This is a genomic window from Thiohalophilus sp. (genome assembly GCF_046483665.1).
In the GTDB taxonomy this organism is placed as follows: domain Bacteria; phylum Pseudomonadota; class Gammaproteobacteria; order UBA6429; family Thiohalophilaceae; genus Thiohalophilus.
Genome location: NZ_JAWOCR010000007.1, coordinates 93,645 through 111,644, shown reverse-complemented (window position 1 = coordinate 111,644; position 18,000 = coordinate 93,645). Strand labels below are relative to the sequence as shown.

At 59.0% G+C, this 18,000-nt stretch carries 16 protein-coding genes and 1 tRNA gene; 5 read left to right on the top strand and 12 right to left on the bottom strand.

The window, feature by feature from the left end:
- Positions 1-9: 9 nt before the first annotated feature.
- The 3 genes from rpsF to rnr form a co-directional block, all read right to left on the bottom strand.
- Positions 10-363 carry a 30S ribosomal protein S6 gene (rpsF, locus tag R6U90_RS02275; protein ID WP_310694284.1) on the bottom strand — a complete coding sequence of 118 codons (354 nt, stop codon included), beginning with the start codon at positions 361-363 and terminating at the stop codon, positions 10-12.
- Between the two features lie 263 nt (positions 364-626).
- Entirely contained in the window at positions 627-1,373 is a 747-nt protein-coding gene (rlmB, locus tag R6U90_RS02270) for a 23S rRNA (guanosine(2251)-2'-O)-methyltransferase RlmB (RefSeq protein ID WP_410351038.1), read from the bottom strand.
- Between the two features lie 18 nt (positions 1,374-1,391).
- Entirely contained in the window at positions 1,392-3,803 is a 2,412-nt protein-coding gene (gene rnr, locus R6U90_RS02265) for a ribonuclease R (RefSeq protein WP_410351037.1), read from the bottom strand.
- Between the two features lie 135 nt (positions 3,804-3,938).
- Between rnr and R6U90_RS02260 the strand changes: the two genes are divergently transcribed.
- From R6U90_RS02260 to modC, 5 genes are all read left to right on the top strand, one after another.
- Positions 3,939-4,025 (top strand) — tRNA-Leu (locus R6U90_RS02260).
- Between the two features lie 138 nt (positions 4,026-4,163).
- Complete coding sequence (locus R6U90_RS02255; RefSeq protein ID WP_410351036.1) at positions 4,164-5,477, top strand: NAD(P)/FAD-dependent oxidoreductase; 1,314 nt, start codon at positions 4,164-4,166, stop codon at positions 5,475-5,477.
- 95 nt (positions 5,478-5,572) lie between these two features.
- Positions 5,573-6,367, top strand: coding sequence for a molybdate ABC transporter substrate-binding protein (gene modA / locus R6U90_RS02250; protein WP_410351035.1), 795 nt, complete (start codon positions 5,573-5,575; stop codon positions 6,365-6,367).
- Positions 6,364-7,044, top strand: a complete 681-nt coding sequence (modB, locus tag R6U90_RS02245; RefSeq protein ID WP_410351034.1) for a molybdate ABC transporter permease subunit — start codon at positions 6,364-6,366, stop codon at positions 7,042-7,044. The genes modA and modB overlap by 4 nt, the downstream gene beginning before the upstream one ends.
- On the top strand, positions 7,041-8,102 hold the full coding sequence (gene modC / locus R6U90_RS02240; protein WP_410351033.1) for a molybdenum ABC transporter ATP-binding protein: 1,062 nt from the start codon (positions 7,041-7,043) through the stop codon (positions 8,100-8,102). The genes modB and modC overlap by 4 nt, the downstream gene beginning before the upstream one ends.
- Before the next feature lie 388 nt (positions 8,103-8,490).
- Here the strand turns inward: modC and R6U90_RS02235 are convergent, their stop codons facing one another.
- From R6U90_RS02235 to mutL, 9 genes are all read right to left on the bottom strand, one after another.
- Positions 8,491-9,804: an adenylosuccinate synthase gene (locus R6U90_RS02235; RefSeq protein ID WP_410351032.1), complete on the bottom strand. Its 1,314-nt coding sequence runs from the start codon at positions 9,802-9,804 to the stop codon at positions 8,491-8,493.
- Between the two features lie 21 nt (positions 9,805-9,825).
- Positions 9,826-11,004, bottom strand: a complete 1,179-nt coding sequence (locus R6U90_RS02230) for an ATP phosphoribosyltransferase regulatory subunit (protein WP_410351031.1) — start codon at positions 11,002-11,004, stop codon at positions 9,826-9,828.
- Positions 11,005-11,011: 7 nt separating this feature from the next.
- Positions 11,012-11,182: a DUF2065 domain-containing protein gene (locus tag R6U90_RS02225; protein ID WP_410351030.1), complete on the bottom strand. Its 171-nt coding sequence runs from the start codon at positions 11,180-11,182 to the stop codon at positions 11,012-11,014.
- A 61-nt stretch (positions 11,183-11,243) separates the two neighbouring features.
- A complete protein-coding gene (hflC, locus tag R6U90_RS02220) occupies positions 11,244-12,119 on the bottom strand; it encodes a protease modulator HflC (RefSeq protein WP_410351029.1) in 876 nt (291 codons plus the stop codon).
- The gene (hflK, locus tag R6U90_RS02215; RefSeq protein ID WP_410351028.1) at positions 12,116-13,288 is read right to left on the bottom strand and encodes an FtsH protease activity modulator HflK; all 1,173 of its coding nucleotides are present in this window, start codon (positions 13,286-13,288) and stop codon (positions 12,116-12,118) included. The genes hflC and hflK overlap by 4 nt, the downstream gene beginning before the upstream one ends.
- A 155-nt stretch (positions 13,289-13,443) precedes the next feature.
- A complete protein-coding gene (gene hflX, locus R6U90_RS02210; protein WP_410351027.1) occupies positions 13,444-14,760 on the bottom strand; it encodes a ribosome rescue GTPase HflX in 1,317 nt (438 codons plus the stop codon).
- A gap of 33 nt (positions 14,761-14,793) precedes the next feature.
- Positions 14,794-15,039, bottom strand: a complete 246-nt coding sequence (hfq, locus tag R6U90_RS02205) for an RNA chaperone Hfq (RefSeq protein WP_410351026.1) — start codon at positions 15,037-15,039, stop codon at positions 14,794-14,796.
- Between the two features lie 90 nt (positions 15,040-15,129).
- Positions 15,130-16,038 carry a tRNA (adenosine(37)-N6)-dimethylallyltransferase MiaA gene (miaA, locus tag R6U90_RS02200; protein ID WP_410351065.1) on the bottom strand — a complete coding sequence of 303 codons (909 nt, stop codon included), beginning with the start codon at positions 16,036-16,038 and terminating at the stop codon, positions 15,130-15,132.
- 38 nt (positions 16,039-16,076) lie between these two features.
- Entirely contained in the window at positions 16,077-17,780 is a 1,704-nt protein-coding gene (mutL, locus tag R6U90_RS02195) for a DNA mismatch repair endonuclease MutL (RefSeq protein ID WP_410351025.1), read from the bottom strand.
- Between the last annotated feature and the right edge of the window lie 220 nt (positions 17,781-18,000).

Here is an 18,000-nt window from a genome sequence, read left to right as displayed (position 1 = left end):
ACGTCGGGCTCAAGCAGCGCTTTGCTCGCTGTCTTCTTCGCGCTCGTCTTTCTTCGCCATCGGGGACGGCTCGGTGACAGCTTCATCACGGCGGATGATCAGGTTGCGAATAACCGCGTCGTTAAAGCGGAAGCCACTTTCCAGTTCATCACGGGTGGCCTGGTCGCATTCGATGTTCAGCAGAACATAATGCGCCTTGTGGACTTTCTGGATGGAGTAAGCCAGCTGGCGGCGGCCCCAGTCCTCGACCCGGTGGACCTTGCCCCCGTTGCCTTCGACCAGGTTGCGATAACGTTCCAGCATGGCGGGAACCTGTTCACTCTGGTCAGGGTGGACCAGAAACACGATCTCATAGTGTCGCATCGACATCTCTTCCTTTCGGTTGGCAGCCCCCCGCCTGTCGCGGTGGAGCAAGGAACCCCACCGACCTTATGGCCAGCAGGTTGTATTTAAAGGTGGCGCATTTTACTTGAGCGATCAGGGCTTTGCAATCCAGATATAGGCAGACCCGATATAGCGCCGCGGTGTCGGGCAGATTGCCGGACACCGCTATGCTTTGTCCGGCCTCCCCCTGGCCCTTGGCAGTTGGCAGTTGGCAGCTGGAATCTAGCCCCTGTCTCTATTCTCTATGAAGCACGGCGCTGGCGCCGCGCTTCATAGAGACAGATCCCCGTACTGACGGAGACATTCAGGCTCTGGACGGTGCCGACCATGGGGAGCCTGACCAGCTGATCGCAGTGCTCGCGGGTCAGGCGGCGCAGGCCTTTTTCCTCGGCACCCATGATCAGGGCCAGCGGGCCGGCCAGGTCGGCCTGGTAGAGGTCGCTCTCGGCACTCAGATCGGTGCCCACCAGCCAGATGCCCCGCTCGCGCAGCTCACGCAGGGTCCGGGCCAGATTGGTGACCTGGATGAAGGGTACGATTTCGGCCGCGCCGCTGGCCACCTTGCGCACGGTACTGGTCAGACCGCAGGCCCGATCTTTGGGGGCGATCACCGCCTGTACCCCCGCGGCATCGGCGGTGCGCAGGCAGGCCCCGAGGTTATGCGGATCCTGGACCCCGTCGAGTACCAGTAACAACGGCGGTTCGCTCAGTTCATCGAGCAACCGGGCCAGCTGGCGCTCATCGCCGGGGCCCGGCAGCGTGGCCTCGGCCACGACGCCCTGATGGCGCTGGCCGTCGGTCAGATCATCCAGGACCTGCCGTTTGACCCGCTCCAGCGCCACGCCGGCGGCGCGAATCTGGCCTTCCAGTTGCCGGGCCCGCTCATCGCGGCGGGCCTGCTCCAGATAGACCCGCTCGATATGCTCGCTGTCCCGTTTAACTGCCGCCTCGACCGCGTGCAGACCGAAGATGAGGTGTTTCTCTGCCATGGCGTGGTGCGACGGGGATCAGTCGGTTTTCTTTTTGCCGCGCCGACGGGTCGATTTTTTTCCGCTTTTCTTGCCGGTCTTCTTGCGTCCGTCGCCTTCGTCAGAGTCGCTGGCAGCTTTTTTACTGCTGCGTTTTTTACCGGCGGTTTTTTTGCCGGTTTTCTTGCCGCGACCACCGCCCTTGCCGCCGCGCTCGGGCAGCTCGCCCCGGAAGGTCTCACCAGTCAGGCTTTCCAGCAGTATGAAGTCCATCTTGCGCTCTTCCAGATCGACCCGCGCCAGCTTGATCCGCACGCGATCGCCGAGGCGGAACATCTGCCGCTGACGCTCGCCAATCAAACGATGATGGGCCGGATCGAAATGGTAATAATCGTTCTCCAGTGAAGTGACGTGCACCAGTCCTTCGACAAAGACTTCATCGAGTTCGATGAACAGGCCGAAGCTGGTCACGCTGCTGATGGTGCCGTTATATTCCTCGCCCACCTTGTCGAGCATGAATTCGCACTTGAGCCAGTCGACCGCGTCACGAGTCGCTTCGTCGGCGCGCCGTTCGGTCTGCGAGCAATGCTCGCCGAGATTTTCCATAGCGGCAGAGTCATAACGAAACGGCGGCAGTTTCTTGCGCTGCAAGAAGCCCCCTTTTTTGTGCTTGATGACATGCCGAATGGCGCGATGCACCAGCAGATCCGGGTAACGGCGAATCGGCGAAGTAAAGTGGGCATAGGCATCGAAGGCCAGGCCGAAGTGGCCCAGGTTGTCCGGGCTGTAAACCGCCTGTTTGAGGGTGCGCAACATCACGGTCTGAATCAGATGGGCATCGGGACGTTCGGATATCTGCTCCAGCAGTTTGGCGAAATGCTTGCCGTCGGGGCTGTCGCCGCCGCCGAGCTTGAGTCCGAACTCGCCGAGAAACTCGCGCAAGGCCTCGAGTTTTTCCGGCTTGGGCCCTTCGTGCACGCGATACAGCGCCGGCACCTTGTTTTCCAGCAAGAAGCGGGCGGTGGCCACGTTGGCGATAATCATGCACTCTTCGATCAGCTTGTGCGCGTCGTTGCGCACGGTGGGCACGATGGATTCGATCTTGCGATCCTCACCGAAGACGATGCGGGTTTCGGTGGTATCAAAATCGATGGCGCCGCGCTTGCTGCGACGCACGCGCAACGCCTGGTATAACTGGTAAAGGTTATGCAGATGCGGCAGCACCCCGGCGTATTCTCGACACAGCTCGGCATCCTCGTCGACCAACATTCCCGCCACCTTGTTATAGGTGAGCCGCGCATGGGAATACATGACCCCCGGATAGAAAGTGTACCCCTTGAGAACGCCGTTTTTATCCAGCTGCATGTCACACACCATGCACAGGCGATCAACTTCCGGGTTCAGCGAACACAGACCATTGGAGAGGATCTCCGGCAGCATGGGAATGACGCGCTCGGGGAAATAGACCGAGTTGCCGCGCTCCTGGGCGTCCTGATCCAGCGGAGACTCGGGTTCGACATAATGCGAGACATCGGCGATGGCCACCAGCAGGCGCCAGCCCTTGCGGTTGGGTTCGCAATAGACTGCATCGTCGAAGTCGCGGGCATCCTCGCCATCGATGGTCACCAGCGGCAGATGCCGAATATCCTCGCGACCGGACTCCTGCTTGTGTTCTTCTTTGACCTGGTCGCTCAATTCGGCGATCTGTGCCTCGGTTTTCGGCGACCAGACCTGCGGCAGGCCGTGGGAACGGATCGCGACATCGATCTCCATCCCCGGCGCCATATGATCACCGAGCACTTCGATGACCCGGCCGATGGCCTGGCGGAACGCCGTCGGCGGCTGGGCGATCTCGACGCTGACGATCTGGTTATGTTCGGCCGGGCCGAGATTCTCCGTCGGTACCAGAATGTCCTGGCTGATGCGTTTGTTATCGGGCACCACGAAGGCCACGCCGCCTTCGATAAACAGCCGGCCGACCATGGTCTTGTGAGCCCGCTCCAGCACCTCGACGATGGCGCCTTCACGGCGGCCACGCCGATCGATACCGGCCACCCGGGCCAGGACCCGGTCCCCATGGAAGGCGACCCGCATCTCACGCCCGGAAAGAAACAGATCATCGGAGCCGTCGTCGGGAATTAAAAAGCCGAAACCATCGGGATGCCCTTGCACGCGGCCGCGCACCAGATCCATTTTGCTGATCAGGCCGTATTCACGTTTGCGGTTGAACAACAGCTGGCCATCGCGCTCCATGGCCCGCAGCCGGCGCCGCAGTCCTTCGAGTTCATCGTCGCTTTCCAGCTTGAGTGCCTCGGCAAGGTCCTCCCGGGACATGGGACGACCAGACTGCTCGAGCAGGTCCATGATGTATTCACGGCTGGGGATAGGGTTTTCGTATTTCTGAGCTTCGCGCTCGGCGTAAGGGTCTTGCTTGTCAGAACGTTGGGTCATGGAATCTTCTTTCTCTCGTTATTTTGTATTCGGCGACGCAATCTATTTCGTCACCGGCGAATTATGCGTCATTTTTCGGGGCAGCGCTTGTGATTGACAATCCCTGGGACTCTCTGTAAAGTGCGCGGCTTCTGAGCCGAGGTGGCGGAATTGGTAGACGCGCTAGCTTCAGGTGCTAGTGGGGGTAACCCCGTGGAGGTTCAAGTCCTCTCCTCGGCACCAATTCTCTCATAAAAGCCCCCTTCCGGGGGCTTTTTTGTTTTACCCTTCCCTGAACGATTTGCAACGAGACCGTCCCGCCGGGGCCAGACTGTTCCTGTCGGATGTTACAATCGCGGTTAGCAGCCACGGAACCGGACCATGAACGAGTCACAACTTCATCATATTATTGTTGTCGGCGGCGGCGCCGGCGGGCTGGAACTGGCCACTCGTCTGGGCAAGACCCTGGGCAAAAAAGGCCGCGCCCGCATCACCCTGGTGGACGCCAACCGCACGCATATCTGGAAACCGCTGCTGCACGAGGTGGCCGCCGGCACCTTCGACGCTTACGAAAACCAGATCGAATACCTGGCCCAGGCCGCGCGTAACCATTTCGAGTTTCGCCTCGGCCGTATGGACCGCCTGGATCGGACCTCGCGCACGATTTATCTGGCCCCGACCCTGGATGCCAGCGGCAACGAAATCATTCCCCGGCGCGAATTTCAGTATGACACGCTGATCATGGCGGTCGGCAGCGTGAGTAATGATTTCGGGATCGAGGGCGTACGCGATCACTGCCTGTTTCTGGATACCAAGCAACAGGCCGAGTCGTTCCAGCACCTGTTACTGGAGAACTTCATGCGCGCCAGCACCCGGCCCGATGCGCCGCAACAGGGTCAGCTGGATGTGGTGATCGCCGGCGGCGGCGCCACCGGCATCGAACTCTCCGCCCAGTTACACAAGGTCTCGCGCCTGATCACCGCCTACGGGATCGATCAGATCAATCCGGCCGATGTACGCATTACCATCGTCGAAGCCGCCGACCGGATCCTGCCGGGCCTGCCGCCCCGCCTGTCGCGGGCTACCGAGGCCGAGCTGGAGAAACTCAATATCGCGGTCCTCAAGGGCGAACGGGTGGTGAAAGTCACCGCCGAGGCGCTGTATACCGAAAGCGGCCGCGAAATCCGCGCACCGATCAGGGTCTGGGCGGCCGGCATCAAGGCGCCCGACTTTCTCGCCGAGATCGACGGCCTGGAAACCAACCGCGGCAATCAACTGGTCGTCGATCAAACCCTGCAAAGTACTCGCGATGAGAATATCTTCGCCCTGGGCGATTGCGCCGCCTGTCCCTGGCCGCAGATGGAAAGTAATGTCCCGCCCCGGGCGCAGGCCGCGCACCAGCAGGCCGCTCTGCTGATCAAGAGCATGAAGCGCCGCCTGGCCGGTAAACCGCTGCCGTCATTCAACTATCGCGATTACGGCTCGCTTGTTTCGCTGGGCAAGTACAGTACCGTGGGCAACCTGATGGGGAATCTGACCGGCAGCATCATGGTCGAAGGCTTCGTGGCGCGGATGGTTTATCTGTCGCTCTACAAGTTGCACCAGTTCGCCCTGTTCGGGTTTTATCGCACCATGATGATCTCCATCGCCAATCGCTTCCGGGCCACGGTGGAGCCTGAGATCAAATTACACTAGCCATCAAGCCGGCAAATCAAAGGGCGTGTCACTGACTGAATTCTACTGTCAATAACGCAGAGGACGCAGAGGCGCAAAGAACGCGGAGTAGGGCATTGTTGCAAACGTTGTTAACAAGCATTGTTAAACAAACTGGTCGTATTGCTCTGATAATCCATCTGCTGAGTGGCGCCGTGATTCAACAGGTCAATGCAGAGACCCTGCGGGTGGCGGTCGCGGCGAATTTCAAAACGACGCTGGAAGTCCTGGTCGAGAATTTTGAAGCGAACAGCGAACATCGGGTGATTCTGGCCAGCGGTTCGACTGGCAAGCATTATGCACAGATCCGCAACGGCGCGCCGTTTGATCTGTTTTTTGCGGCCGATGCGCGCCGCCCGCGCTTGCTCGAACAACAACAGCGCAGCGTGGCGGGCAGTCGATTTACCTACGCCGTCGGCAAGCTGGTGCTGTGGAGCCCCAAACCCGGTTATGTGGATGACAAAGGCCAGGTGCTCGCAAGCGGCACCTTCCGACGGCTGGCGATGGCCAACCCGCGTCTGGCGCCTTACGGGCTGGCGGCAAAGCAGGTGTTGCAACAACGCGGGCTGTACGAGCACTTGCAATCGCGTCTGGTGCGCGGTGAGAACATCGCGCAGACCTTTCAGTTTGTTGCTACCGGCAATGCGCAACTGGGCTTTGTCGCGCTCTCGCAGCTGCAAGGATCGAGCATGGCACAACAGGGCTCGCTGTGGACCATTCCCGAATCGCTCTATGATCCGATCGAGCAGCAGGCGGTCCTGTTGAACGACACGCCGGCGGCCCGGGCATTTATCGCCTATATAAAAAATGAGCCTGCCGGTCGGATCATTCGCCGGTTCGGCTACGCCACCGCGTCACAGGAGAGGGAATGATCAGCGCGAACGACCTGCAGGCCCTGTGGATCACACTGCAGCTGGCCACGCTCACGACGGTGATTTTATTACTGCTCGGCACCCCGCTGGCCTGGTGGCTGGCCCACAGTCGCGCCAGGATCAAACCGGTGATCGAAGCGGTGATCGCCCTGCCGCTGGTTCTGCCGCCCACGGTACTCGGGTTTTACCTGTTACTGGCCCTGGGGCCACAAGGGATCTTCGGCCAGACATCACAGGCGCTGGGACTGGGCTCGCTGGCCTTTACCTTCAGCGGTCTGGTGATCGGTTCGGTGTTCTATTCCCTGCCATTTGTGGTACAGCCACTGCAAAATACCTTTGCCACCATCGGCCGCCGGCCGCTGGAGGTGGCCGCCACTCTGCGCGCCGCGCCCCTGGATCGTTTTTTCAGCGTTATCCTTCCCCTGGCCCGGCCCGGCTTTATTACCGCCACTATCCTCGGCTTTGCGCATACCGTGGGGGAATTCGGCGTGGTGCTAATGATCGGCGGTAACATTCCAGGCGAAACCCAAGTGCTGTCGATTGCCATTTACGATCATGTCGAGGCACTGGACTACGCCAGCGCCCACTGGCTGGCCGGCGGTTTGTTGCTGGCCTCGTTCATCATGCTACTGCTGGTCTATCGCTATAACCGGCGTTTGCGAGTACTGCCCGCATGACACTGCAGGCACGCTTTCAACTCTTGCGCGGTAATTTCACGCTTGACGTTGAGCTCAGTGCGCCCGCCCAGGGCATCACCGCCCTGTTCGGTCCCTCGGGTTGCGGCAAGACCACCCTGTTGCGGTGCATTGCCGGTCTGGAGCCGGGGGCCCGGGGCGGTGTCAAACTGGGAGACACCACCTGGCAGGATAATCATACTTTTGTACCGGTGCATCAACGCGCTGTCGGCTACGTCTTTCAGGAAGCCAATCTGTTCGCCCACCTGTCCGTGCGGGATAACCTGCTTTTTGGCTATCGTCGTGGCGGCGATCAGGGCGACGTGATTCCGGAACGCATCATCGATCGATTGGGTCTCGATCAACTGCAAAACCGTTCCGTCCAGAACCTCTCCGGTGGCGAACGCCAGCGGGTGGCGATCGGTCGCGCCCTGCTGTCTGCCCCACAACTATTGCTGATGGACGAGCCACTGGCCGCGCTGGACCGCGACAGCAAAAACGCCATCATGGCCTGCCTGCAACAGTTGTCGCAGGACCTGGCGATCCCGGTGCTGTATGTCAGTCACGATCACAGTGAAGTGGCGCAACTGGCCCAACAGATGATCATGCTGGATAAGGGGCGGGTACAGGCCACCGGCAGCGTCATCGAACTGTTAAACCGGCTCGATCTGCCGCTGGCCCATGCCCCCGATGCCGAGACCATTGTGGAGGCCACAGTCAACGAACACGATAAGCAGTATGGTTTGAGCTATCTGGCGTTCGCCGGCGGGAGACTGACGGTGACACAGACCGACTTGCCAGTGGGTCAGGCGGTGCGGGTACGTCTGCAGGCCCGGGATATCAGTCTGGCGTTGTCACAACAAACAGATACCAGCATCCTGAATATCTTTCCCGTCACCATTGAGACTATCGCTGAAGAGAACCCCTCACAGCAACTGGTCAAACTCGATGCCAACGGCACCACCCTGCTCGCCCGCATTACCCGCAAGTCCGCCGAGCATCTGGAACTGGCAGTCGGCAAACAGGTCTATGCGCAGGTGAAAAGTGTCGCGCTGATATAAGTGCTGAGTTCTGAATTCTGAATTCTGAATACTAAGAGTGTATCGTGCGCAACGCTACCTGACATTCCCTCTATCAGGCAATTTTTTACCACGAAGACACGAAGGAGAAATTAATCCGCTTCGAGACTTCGTGTCTTCGTGGTAAAGCTCTTATAAACATCCGATATCACACAGGCTGTTGCCAGTGTGTTCGACTTTAAGGCACAGGGAGTGAGAGTAGGCCCGATAAAGCGAAGCGGTATCGGGCATCGAGCGATTGCCGGACACCGCTTCGCTATGTCCGGCCTACCTCTAATATAAGTTCCGAGTGCTGAGTTCCGAGTGCAAAGTACAGGTGCCAGATACTAGTCACCAGGACCTGGCACCTGTTTAACGGCCCGGCGGGCCGTTAAACGTCGTACGGATGACGAAGGATGATGGTTTCGCTGCGTTCGGGGCCGGTGGAGATGATGTCAACAGGGGTGCCGGTGACTTCTTCGATGCGTTTGAGGTAGGCCTTGGCATTGGCCGGCAACTCATCGTAACTTTTCAGGCCGACGGTCGATTCCTGCCAGCCCGGCATCGCTTCGTAAACCGGTTCGCAACTTTCAAACGCTTCGGCGCCGACCGGCGGAGTATCCCGCATTTCACCGTTACAGTTGTAGCCCACGCAGATCTGAATCTGATCCAGACCATCCAGCACGTCCATCTTGGTGATACACAGGCCACTGACGCTGTTGATCAAGACCGAACGGCGCAGCGCCACGGCGTCGAACCAGCCGCAACGCCGCGGGCGGCCGGTGGTGGAGCCGAACTCGTGGCCGCGTTCGGCCAGTCGCGCACCAACTTCATCCATTAACAGATTGCCATCGTACAGCTCCGTAGGGAACGGGCCGGAGCCGACGCGGGTGGTATAGGCCTTGGTGATCCCCAGCACGTAATCGAGATTGCGTGGGCCCATGCCACTGCCGGTACTCGCGCCACCGGCGGTAGTGTTGGACGAGGTGACAAACGGGTAGGTCCCGTGATCGATATCCAGCAACGCGCCCTGGGCGCCCTCGAACATAATGTTGTTGCCGGCCTGCATATGCTGATTGAGCAGTTCGGGAATATCGGCCACCAGCGGTTGCAATTCCTCACGCATAGTCATGGCCTGATCCAGCACCTGGTTGAAGTCCACCGGCTCGACCTTGAAATAGTTTTTCAGGGCGAAGTTATGATAATCGAGGATCTCGCCCAGCTTGGCGGCAAAGCGTTCGCGGTGAAACAGATCGCCCAGACGCAGACCGCGGCGCGAGACCTTGTCTTCATAGGCCGGGCCGATGCCCCGTCCGGTAGTACCGATGGCTTTTTTACCGCGCGCCACTTCGCGGGCATGATCCAGGGCCACGTGATAGGGCAGAATGAGCGGGCAGGCTTCGCTGATGCGCAGTCGTTCGCGTGCCGGGACGCCCTCGTTTTCCAGCATCGTCAGCTCATCGAGCAATGCTTCGGGCGAGAGCACCACGCCGTTGCCGATCAGGCACTGGACGTTTTCGCGCAGCACGCCAGAGGGGATCAGGTGCAAGACGGTTTTTTTGTCGCCGATCACCAGTGTGTGCCCGGCATTGTGACCACCCTGGAATCGCACCACTGCGGAAGCCCGATCGGTCAACAGATCGACGATCTTGCCTTTACCTTCATCTCCCCACTGGGTCCCGATAATGACGACGTTCTTGCCCATGACTTCAGCCTGTTGTTGTTATCAAATCGTTACAATTTGCCATGCCTTGCCATCCCTGACCAGTTTGCGATCGCAGCCCAGTTGCTGCGGATTGCTGTTGTCCCCCGGCAGGGCATTGATTACCCGCTCGCCCTGTCGGCGAAGTTGTTCGATTTGCTCGCGCAAGCCGGCATCCTCCGCGACCGGGGCATAAATCGCGCCGGGCCGCGTGTTCCACGTCTCGCCCAGATCGATCAGTGTTTTGAGATCGGTACTGAAACCGGTGGCGGCCCGGGAACGACCGAAGACCTTGCCGATTTCATCATAACGCCCGCCCACGGCTATAGCTTGTCCACGCCCCGGCACGTAAGCAGCAAAGACCACGCCGGTGTGATAGTTGTAACCGCGTAATTCGGCCAGATCAAAATGCAGGGGAATCGCCGGCTCATAAGCCTTGATCTGTAGCGCCACGGCCTGCAGATTATCCAGCGCCCGGGCAACGCCGTCACCGGCGAACGTCAGCAGACGGCGCGCTTCATCGATGACAGAGTCATCCCCGTTGAGCGTCGCCAGAGCAAGCAATCCTTCGGCAATCTTCCTGTCCACCGAGCTGTTATCCAGCAGCTGTTCGATCTCGGGGATCGCCTTGCGTTGCAGGGCATCGAACAGTTCAGCCTGTTGTTCATCGGACAGTTTTGCCGCGTGAACCAGTTGTCGATAGATACCGACATGACCCAGATCGAAATAGAGATTCGGTATACCGCTCTGGCGCAGGGTCTCCAGCATCAGGCGAAACACTTCCACGTCGCTTTCGCTTCCGTTGTGACCGTAGAGTTCGGCGCCAACCTGCATCGGACTGCGCGAACCGGCAAAACCGTCCGATCGGGTATGTAATACCGAACCGATATAGCAAAGCCGTGACGGGCCGTCCTTTTTCATCGTATGGGCATCGATGCGCGCCACCTGGGGGGTCATGTCCGCGCGTAAACCCATCAGCTTACCGGTCAGTTGGTCGGTCAGTTTGAAGGTCTGCAAATCCAGATCATGACCAGTTCCGGTCAGCAAGGAATCGAGATACTCGATCATCGGTGGGATCACCAGCTCATAGCCCCAGCTGGCATACAGATCGAGCAAACGACGGCGCAGCATCTCCAGCCGGCGCGCCTGTTCTGGCAGGACCTCCTCGATCCCTTCCGGTAACAACCAACGATCGGATTTCATTCTGTTTCTAACCCTTGACCAGATAGATCAACAACGCCCCGCCCAGCATGGCAGCCAGCCCGATACGCCGCAAAACGCGATCGCTCATCTGGGCCACCATGATCAGACCACGACGAAAAGAGGCGGGACTGAGTGCCGGTGTAATCCCCTCGATCACCAGCACCAGTGCGATAGCCACAATCAATTCCTGCCACATAAATGACGTCCGAAAGCGTGATTAAACAAACGTTATCGGTGCATCACTTGTTGGCGGGATTATTATCCTTGAAATACTTGAAGAAGTCGGAATCCGGTTCCAGCACCATCAGGTTACCCTGGCCGACCAGCGATTTGCGATAGGCCGTCAGGCTGCGATAGAAGGAATAAAATTCCTCGTCCTGCTGATAAGCCCCGGCATAAATGGACGCAGCCCGGGCATCACCTTCACCACGAATACCCTGCGCCTCGCGATAGGCCTTGGCCAGCATCACGGTTTTCTGCCGTTCGGCCTCGGCGCGGATCCGTTCCGCTTCACCTTCACCGGAAGCACGCAGCTCATTGGCTTCCTTTTTACGCGCCGACTTCATGCGTTCGAAGATATTCTTGAAGACCCGCTCGGTCAGCTCGATACGCTTGAGACGGACATCAACGATCTCGATACCGAAACTCTCGACCCGTTCGCTCGCTTTCTTGGTGATATCACGCATGATTTCATCGCGCGCACTGGAGATAACCTCCTGCAGGGTGCGCTCACCGAAGGCGTCCAGCAATCCCTTGTTGACGATCGATTGAAACTGCTGACGAGCCCGGGTTTCCATGCCCTGCATGGTCTTGTAGTAGGTCTCGACATCGCGGATCCGCCACTTGACGTAGTAATCCACGATCAACGGTTTCTGTTCCTGGGTCAGATAACGCTGCGGGGCGGTATCGGCGGTAATAATACGCTTTTCATACTTGCGTACGTTGTTCACGAACGGCCATTTGAAATGGATACCCGGTTCATAATCCGCTTTATCAATCTTACCCAGGGCAAACAGGATGGCCAGCTCTCGCTCATTGACGGTGAAAACGCTACTGCTTCCCACAAAGCCAACGATGGCGAGGACGATGACGGCGCCCAGAAGTTTCGGGTTCATTGGCGCACCTCCCTTGAACGATCGCGCTCACGCGTCTGGTCCAGCCCGAAATCCTCTTTCTGGCGGGAGAACGGCCCGGACCCCTGTGAAGCATCGCTATTACTACTTGAACCACTGGCACGTTGCTTCATCAGCTGGTCCAGTGGCAGATACATCAGATTGTTGCCTTCTTTGAGATCAACCATAACCTTGGGATTTTTCCCCATCAGCTCTTCCATCGCTTCCAGATAAAGACGCTCGCGCGTGACCCGGGGCGACTTCTTGTATTCACGCATGATTTCCAGGAAACGTTCGGCATCACCCTCGGCGATAGAAACTTTCTCATCGCGGTAAGCCTTGGCTTCTTCCAGAAAACGCTGCGCCTGACCTTCGGCCCGGGGCAGAATGTCGTTGGCGTAGGCCATCGCCTGGTTCATGAACTTTTCCCGGTCCTCGCGCGCCGCGGCCACGTCGTCGAATGACGCCATGACTTCCTGCGGTGGCTGGGCCTTTTGCATATTGAAACCACGCACCTGTAAACCGGTCTCGTAACTGTCGAGGATGCCCTGAATCCGGTCCCAGGCTTCTGCAGCAATTTTGTCACGGCCCTGGGTGATGATGAATTCCATCTCGTTGTTACCGACAATCTCGCGTACGGCACTTTGAGTAACATGGCGCAGTGAAATTTCCGGCTCGCGCACGTGATAGAGGAAACGGCGTGAATCACGCACGTTGTACTGCACTACGAATTCCATATCGACGATATTCTCGTCCTGGGTCAACATCAGGGCTTCGTTACTGCCTTCACCAATATGTACCGAACGCACCTGGGAGACATCCACGATATCGACTGTATCGATGAAACGCGGATACCAGTGCGGACCGGGTGGCTGGATGGTGTGGAATTTACCGAAGCGCAATACCACGCCTTCCTTGCCTTCATTGATGATGTAGATGCCGGACAGCGCCCAGACCGCCAGCAGCACCAGAATAATCAGGCTCAATCCCATGGAGCCGCCGGCGCCGGGTATGCGAGGACCGCCCCCACCGCCTTTGCCACCAAACAAGCCGCTAAACCTGGCCTGCAGCTTTTTGATTACCTCGTCGAGATCCGGGGGGCCGCCTTGCGGGTTATTGCGATTACCCCAGGGATCCTTGTTATTTGAACCACCAGGTTCATTCCAGGCCATGTGATGCTCCGTGATATGTGTTCTGAATCAGCGCGTGCAGTTCAATTCAGGAAAATAGAATTTTCAATGTGACCGAAGGGCAATTCTATGGGGCTTCGCTACCTGCCGCAAGGCATGCTCCGGATTTAGCTCATCTGCGTTTGTCCCGCCGCTTGTCAGGAAGCCAGCCGGGCAAGCCGGGCCGCCTCTTCCTCGTCGGCCAGATGCGCGCCAATCGCATAATGCTTATCCAGCGCGTCCCACTCGGCACGAGGCATTTCGACAGTCATCAGCCAGTTACCCTGCTCGTCCACCTGTTCACGGTGGACCTTGCCCACTTCATATAACCGCGCGTGCAGTCGTCCCTCAGCCACCGGTAATAGCAGCTCATGGCAGACCCGGCCACGATCCAGCCGCGCCGCCAGCGCCTCGCCCAACTCGACCAGGCCGGCACTGTCGCGGGCCGAGACCCAGACCCGCCACGGCAGACCGCGCTCGTCGTATTCAATCCGCGGTTCGCTCTCCTCGAGCTGATCGATTTTGTTGTAAACCAGCAACTGGGGCACATCACTGGCGTCAATTTCGCTCAATACCGCGTTAACCTGTTCGATATTCCCGTCACGTTCGGGGCTGGAGGCGTCCACCACGTGCAGTAGCAGGTCCGCATCGCGGGTTTCCTGCAAGGTGGAACGAAACGCCGCCACCAGATCATGCGGCAGATGGCGAATGAATCCCACCGTGTCGGCCAGAATCAGGGCCTGACCGTCGGCCAGTTCCAGCCGGCGCAGGGTCGGATCCAGGGTCGCAAAGAGTTGATCGGCCGCATACACACGGGAGTCGGTCAGTCGGTTAAACAGGGTGGATTTGCCGGCGTTGGTGTAACCGACCAGCGAGACCGTGGGGATTTCGCGGCGTTTGCGAGCGCGGCGTCCCTGTTCGCGTTGACGCCGGACCTTTTCCAACCGCTTGTTGAGCTGCCGAATCCGCTCGCCAATCAGGCGGCGGTCGGTTTCCAGCTGGGTTTCACCGGGACCGCGCAGACCGATCCCCCCCTTCTGACGCTCCAGATGGGTCCAGCCGCGTACCAGGCGCGTAGAAAGGTGTTTAAGTTGCGCCAGCTCGACCTGCAACTTGCCTTCATGCGTCCGGGCCCGCTGGGCAAAAATATCCAGAATCAGGCCGGTGCGATCCAGCACCCGGCATTTGAGCAGTTGTTCGAGGTTACGTTCCTGGACCGGAGACAAGGCATGGTTGAACAGTACCAGATCGGCCTGAAGTTCCCTGACAGTTTCACGGATCTCTTCGGCCTTGCCGGTACCGACGAAATAACGGGGGTGGGGCACCGCCCGTGAACCGGTGATCACCGCGATCGGTTCAGCACCGGCGGAGACAGCCAGTTCCCGAAATTCTCCGGGTTCTTCCTGTTGCTGCTCCGCTTGCAGAGCCAGGTGAACCAGAACAGCCCGCTCACCGGCTTGTGGACGTTCAAACAATCAATACCATCCTGACCAACCGTGGTTGGCGATTCAAAGATTAGCCTTGCCGTTATCTTCCGCCATCGGCAGCTTCACATTGCGTGCCGGCACGATGGTAGAAATCGCGTGTTTGTAAACCATTTGATTAACTGTATTACGCAACAGCACCACAAACTGGTCAAATGACTCGACCTGCCCCTGCAATTTAATCCCGTTCACCAGAAAAATTGAAACGGGGACGCGTTCCTTACGCAGGGCATTGAGAAACGGATCTTGTAAGGACTGTCCTTTACTCATGTTATTATCTCCGCATGTTATAGTTATTGTCTCAGACGATCGGGCCTGTTCTTATAACCTTATAAAAATTCAAAAATTATCTTACCATACTCATTCTGTATCAATGGGTGAGCCGGCTAACCATTTCAAGACCTGATCCTCCCTTTTTTGATCAAGGGCATCAAAGCTCCGGACCCCCGATTCGCTGCGCAACCAGGTCAGCTGGCGTTTGGCCAGCTGGCGAGTCGCCGCCACACCCTGTTCCTGCATTTGAGTATAGTTGTTCCTGCCTTGCAAGTAGTGCCACAGCTGGCGATAGCCTACCGCCCGTATCGAGGGCATCTGCTCATTCAAATCCCCACGCCTGTAAAGGGCTTCGACCTCCTCGACGAATCCCTGCTCGAGCATTTGCGCAAACCGACAGGCAATGCGTTCGTGCAATACGGCCCGATCCGAGGGAATCAGCGCCAGTTTGACAAACTGCCAGGGCAACGGTTCATTCTGTTGTTGCAACTGGCTCAACGGCACCCCGGTCAGCTCATACACTTCCAGCGCCCGCTGGATACGCTGGGGATCATTGGGATGAATCCGTCCTGCGGCTTGCGGATCCACCCGGGCCAGTCGGACGTGCATCGCCGCCCAGCCCTGTTCCAGCGCCTCCTGCTCCAGTTGCGTGCGCAGTACGGGATCGGCCGCCGGCAGGCGGGACAGACCATGGATCAGGGCGCGAAAATAGAGCATGGTACCGCCGACCAGCAGGGGAATCCGCCCGGCGGCGGTAATCTCGGTCATCTCACGACGAGCCAGTTCGGCAAAGCGGGCTGCCGAACAGGCTTCAGCCGGATCCAGAAAATCGATCAGGCGATGGGGCGCTCCGGCCAGGACCTCGGGGCCTGGCTTGGCCGAGCCGATATCCATACCGCGATAGACCATCACCGAATCGACGCTGACGATTTCTACTGGCAGCTCCCGCACCAGCCGCACGGCCAGGTCGGTCTTGCCCGAGGCGGTCGGCCCCATCAGGGCGATCGCCGGAGGAAGAGACGCCGAGGCCAGACTCACGTTTCGAACAGCGTCTGCAACGCGGCCTGATCCCAGCGTAGCCAGTAGCGGGCAGGCTGTGGATCCCGCTGCCAGCTCAGGGCATCGCGCACCAGTGCCTGTTGTTCGACCGCACTCCAGTTCGGCGGACAACTCAGCACCTGTGCCAGCGCAACCTCCGGCGCGGTCCCCGCGAGGATCAATTCGACAAATACCGTCAGCCACTGCGCCGGTTCATGGGAAGCCGCCGCAGCCGGCACCTGACGCAGCAGCACCGAGGTTTCACTGATCGCACTGACATCGATGCCGTGGCGAGCCAGCCATACAGCCTGTTCTTCCAGCCATTGCAGCGCCGCTGCGGACAACTCAATGGTCTCGGGAATCAACAGCGGCCTGGCGGTCTGCGCTTCACCGCTGGCAAAGCTGGCCGCCAGTTGCGCCGCACGCACCGCCGGAGCATTAATCAGCAACAATGCGCCCTGCTCTTCCACCACCAGATACCCTCCCGCCAGTGTGGCCAGGATCTGTTTATCGGACCGGGTATCATCGCTATTCACCGCCGCCGGTGCCTCGACCCGGGCGGCCTCGCGAACCGACCAGGCGGCGGGAATATTGCCCTCCGCCGGGCTGTAAAACGGGCCCCGCGGTTCAGCCGCTGACGGATTCCATCCCCGCGTCGCTGGCCGGGCAGCGGCAGAGTCCTCGGCCAGCGCCTCGCTGACGGCGTGGACAAGAAAATCATGCACCTGGCGCGCCTGATGAAAGCGGACTTCATGTTTGGTGGGATGCACATTCACATCCACCTTGAGCGGGTCCAGCTCCATATACAGCAGCCAGGCCGGATGGCGACCGGGATAGAGCTGGCCCTGGGCCTGACGCAGAGCGTGGTTGATCAACTTGTCGCGCACACTGCGTCCATTGACATACACATACTGCAAATCGGCCTGGCTGCGCGCCGCCTCGGGGCGCGCCAGCCAGCCCCACAGCCGCAAGCCCTCCAGGCTGTAATCAATATGCAATGCCTGCGCATAAAACGCCTTGCCGCACAGCCGCTCGACCCGCCGGGCCTGTTGCGCGGCTGTCGTCGCCGGCGGCAGGCGGAAAACCTCCCGAGCGTTGTGCCGCAGACTGAAGCCCACCTCGAAGCGGCTCAGGGCCAGGCGCTTGAGCATGTCTTCGATATAGCGATATTCGGTGCGTTCGGTACGCAGAAAGCGGCGCCGTGCCGGGGTGTTATAAAAGAGCTCGGAAACGCTGACAGTAGTTCCCACCGGATGGGCTACGGGGACCAGCTGCGGGCCGGCCTCGCGATCGGTCAGGCTCAGGCGCCAGGCTTCCGCGGTATCAGTGAAACGGGAGTCGATCACCAGGCGCGCCACCGAACCAATGCTGGCCAGTGCCTCGCCACGAAAACCGAGACTGGCCAGATTCTCCAGATCCGCCAGTTGGGCAATCTTGCTGGTCGCGTGCGGACTGACCGCCAGCTCCAGCTCCGCGGGCCGAATCCCGTAGCCGTCATCACTGACCTGAATCTGCTCCAACCCACCATTGCGAATCTGCACATCAATACGTCTGGCGCCGGCATCCAGCGCATTTTCCACCAGTTCCTTGACGATTGACGCCGGCCGCTCCACCACCTCCCCGGCGGCAATCTGATTGGCCAGGATTGGCGGCAGGCGCTGAATAATCGCATCGGGTTGATAACGGCGGGCAGGTTGCATCCAAATAGCTTAACCGTATTGCTTTTCCTTCGCCAGACGGCCGGGCCGGGACTTTGAAATACAGAAAAAGCTTTTAACGCAGAAGCGCAGAGAACCGCAAAGAATTGCAGTAAAGGTAATTTGAAAATTTAATTATGGCTACAGCAAAACACCTGGATCAGAAGCTGTATCCCAGACTCGTGTAATATCCTGTTACGTTCCAGTCATACACTTGAGACAG

Coding starts and splice junctions, on each gene's coding strand:
- rpsF (WP_310694284.1), bottom strand. CDS start 363: ATGCGACACTATGAGATCGTGTTTCTGGTCCACCCTGACCAGAGTGAA.
- rlmB (WP_410351038.1), bottom strand. CDS start 1,373: ATGGCAGAGAAACACCTCATCTTCGGTCTGCACGCGGTCGAGGCGGCA.
- rnr (WP_410351037.1), bottom strand. CDS start 3,803: ATGACCCAACGTTCTGACAAGCAAGACCCTTACGCCGAGCGCGAAGCT.
- R6U90_RS02255 (WP_410351036.1), top strand. CDS start 4,164: ATGAACGAGTCACAACTTCATCATATTATTGTTGTCGGCGGCGGCGCC.
- modB (WP_410351034.1), top strand. CDS start 6,364: ATGATCAGCGCGAACGACCTGCAGGCCCTGTGGATCACACTGCAGCTG.
- modC (WP_410351033.1), top strand. CDS start 7,041: ATGACACTGCAGGCACGCTTTCAACTCTTGCGCGGTAATTTCACGCTT.
- R6U90_RS02235 (WP_410351032.1), bottom strand. CDS start 9,804: ATGGGCAAGAACGTCGTCATTATCGGGACCCAGTGGGGAGATGAAGGT.
- R6U90_RS02230 (WP_410351031.1), bottom strand. CDS start 11,004: ATGAAATCCGATCGTTGGTTGTTACCGGAAGGGATCGAGGAGGTCCTG.
- hflC (WP_410351029.1), bottom strand. CDS start 12,119: ATGAACCCGAAACTTCTGGGCGCCGTCATCGTCCTCGCCATCGTTGGC.
- hflK (WP_410351028.1), bottom strand. CDS start 13,288: ATGGCCTGGAATGAACCTGGTGGTTCAAATAACAAGGATCCCTGGGGT.
- hfq (WP_410351026.1), bottom strand. CDS start 15,039: ATGAGTAAAGGACAGTCCTTACAAGATCCGTTTCTCAATGCCCTGCGT.
- miaA (WP_410351065.1), bottom strand. CDS start 16,038: ATGGGGCCGACCGCCTCGGGCAAGACCGACCTGGCCGTGCGGCTGGTG.
- mutL (WP_410351025.1), bottom strand. CDS start 17,780: ATGCAACCTGCCCGCCGTTATCAACCCGATGCGATTATTCAGCGCCTG.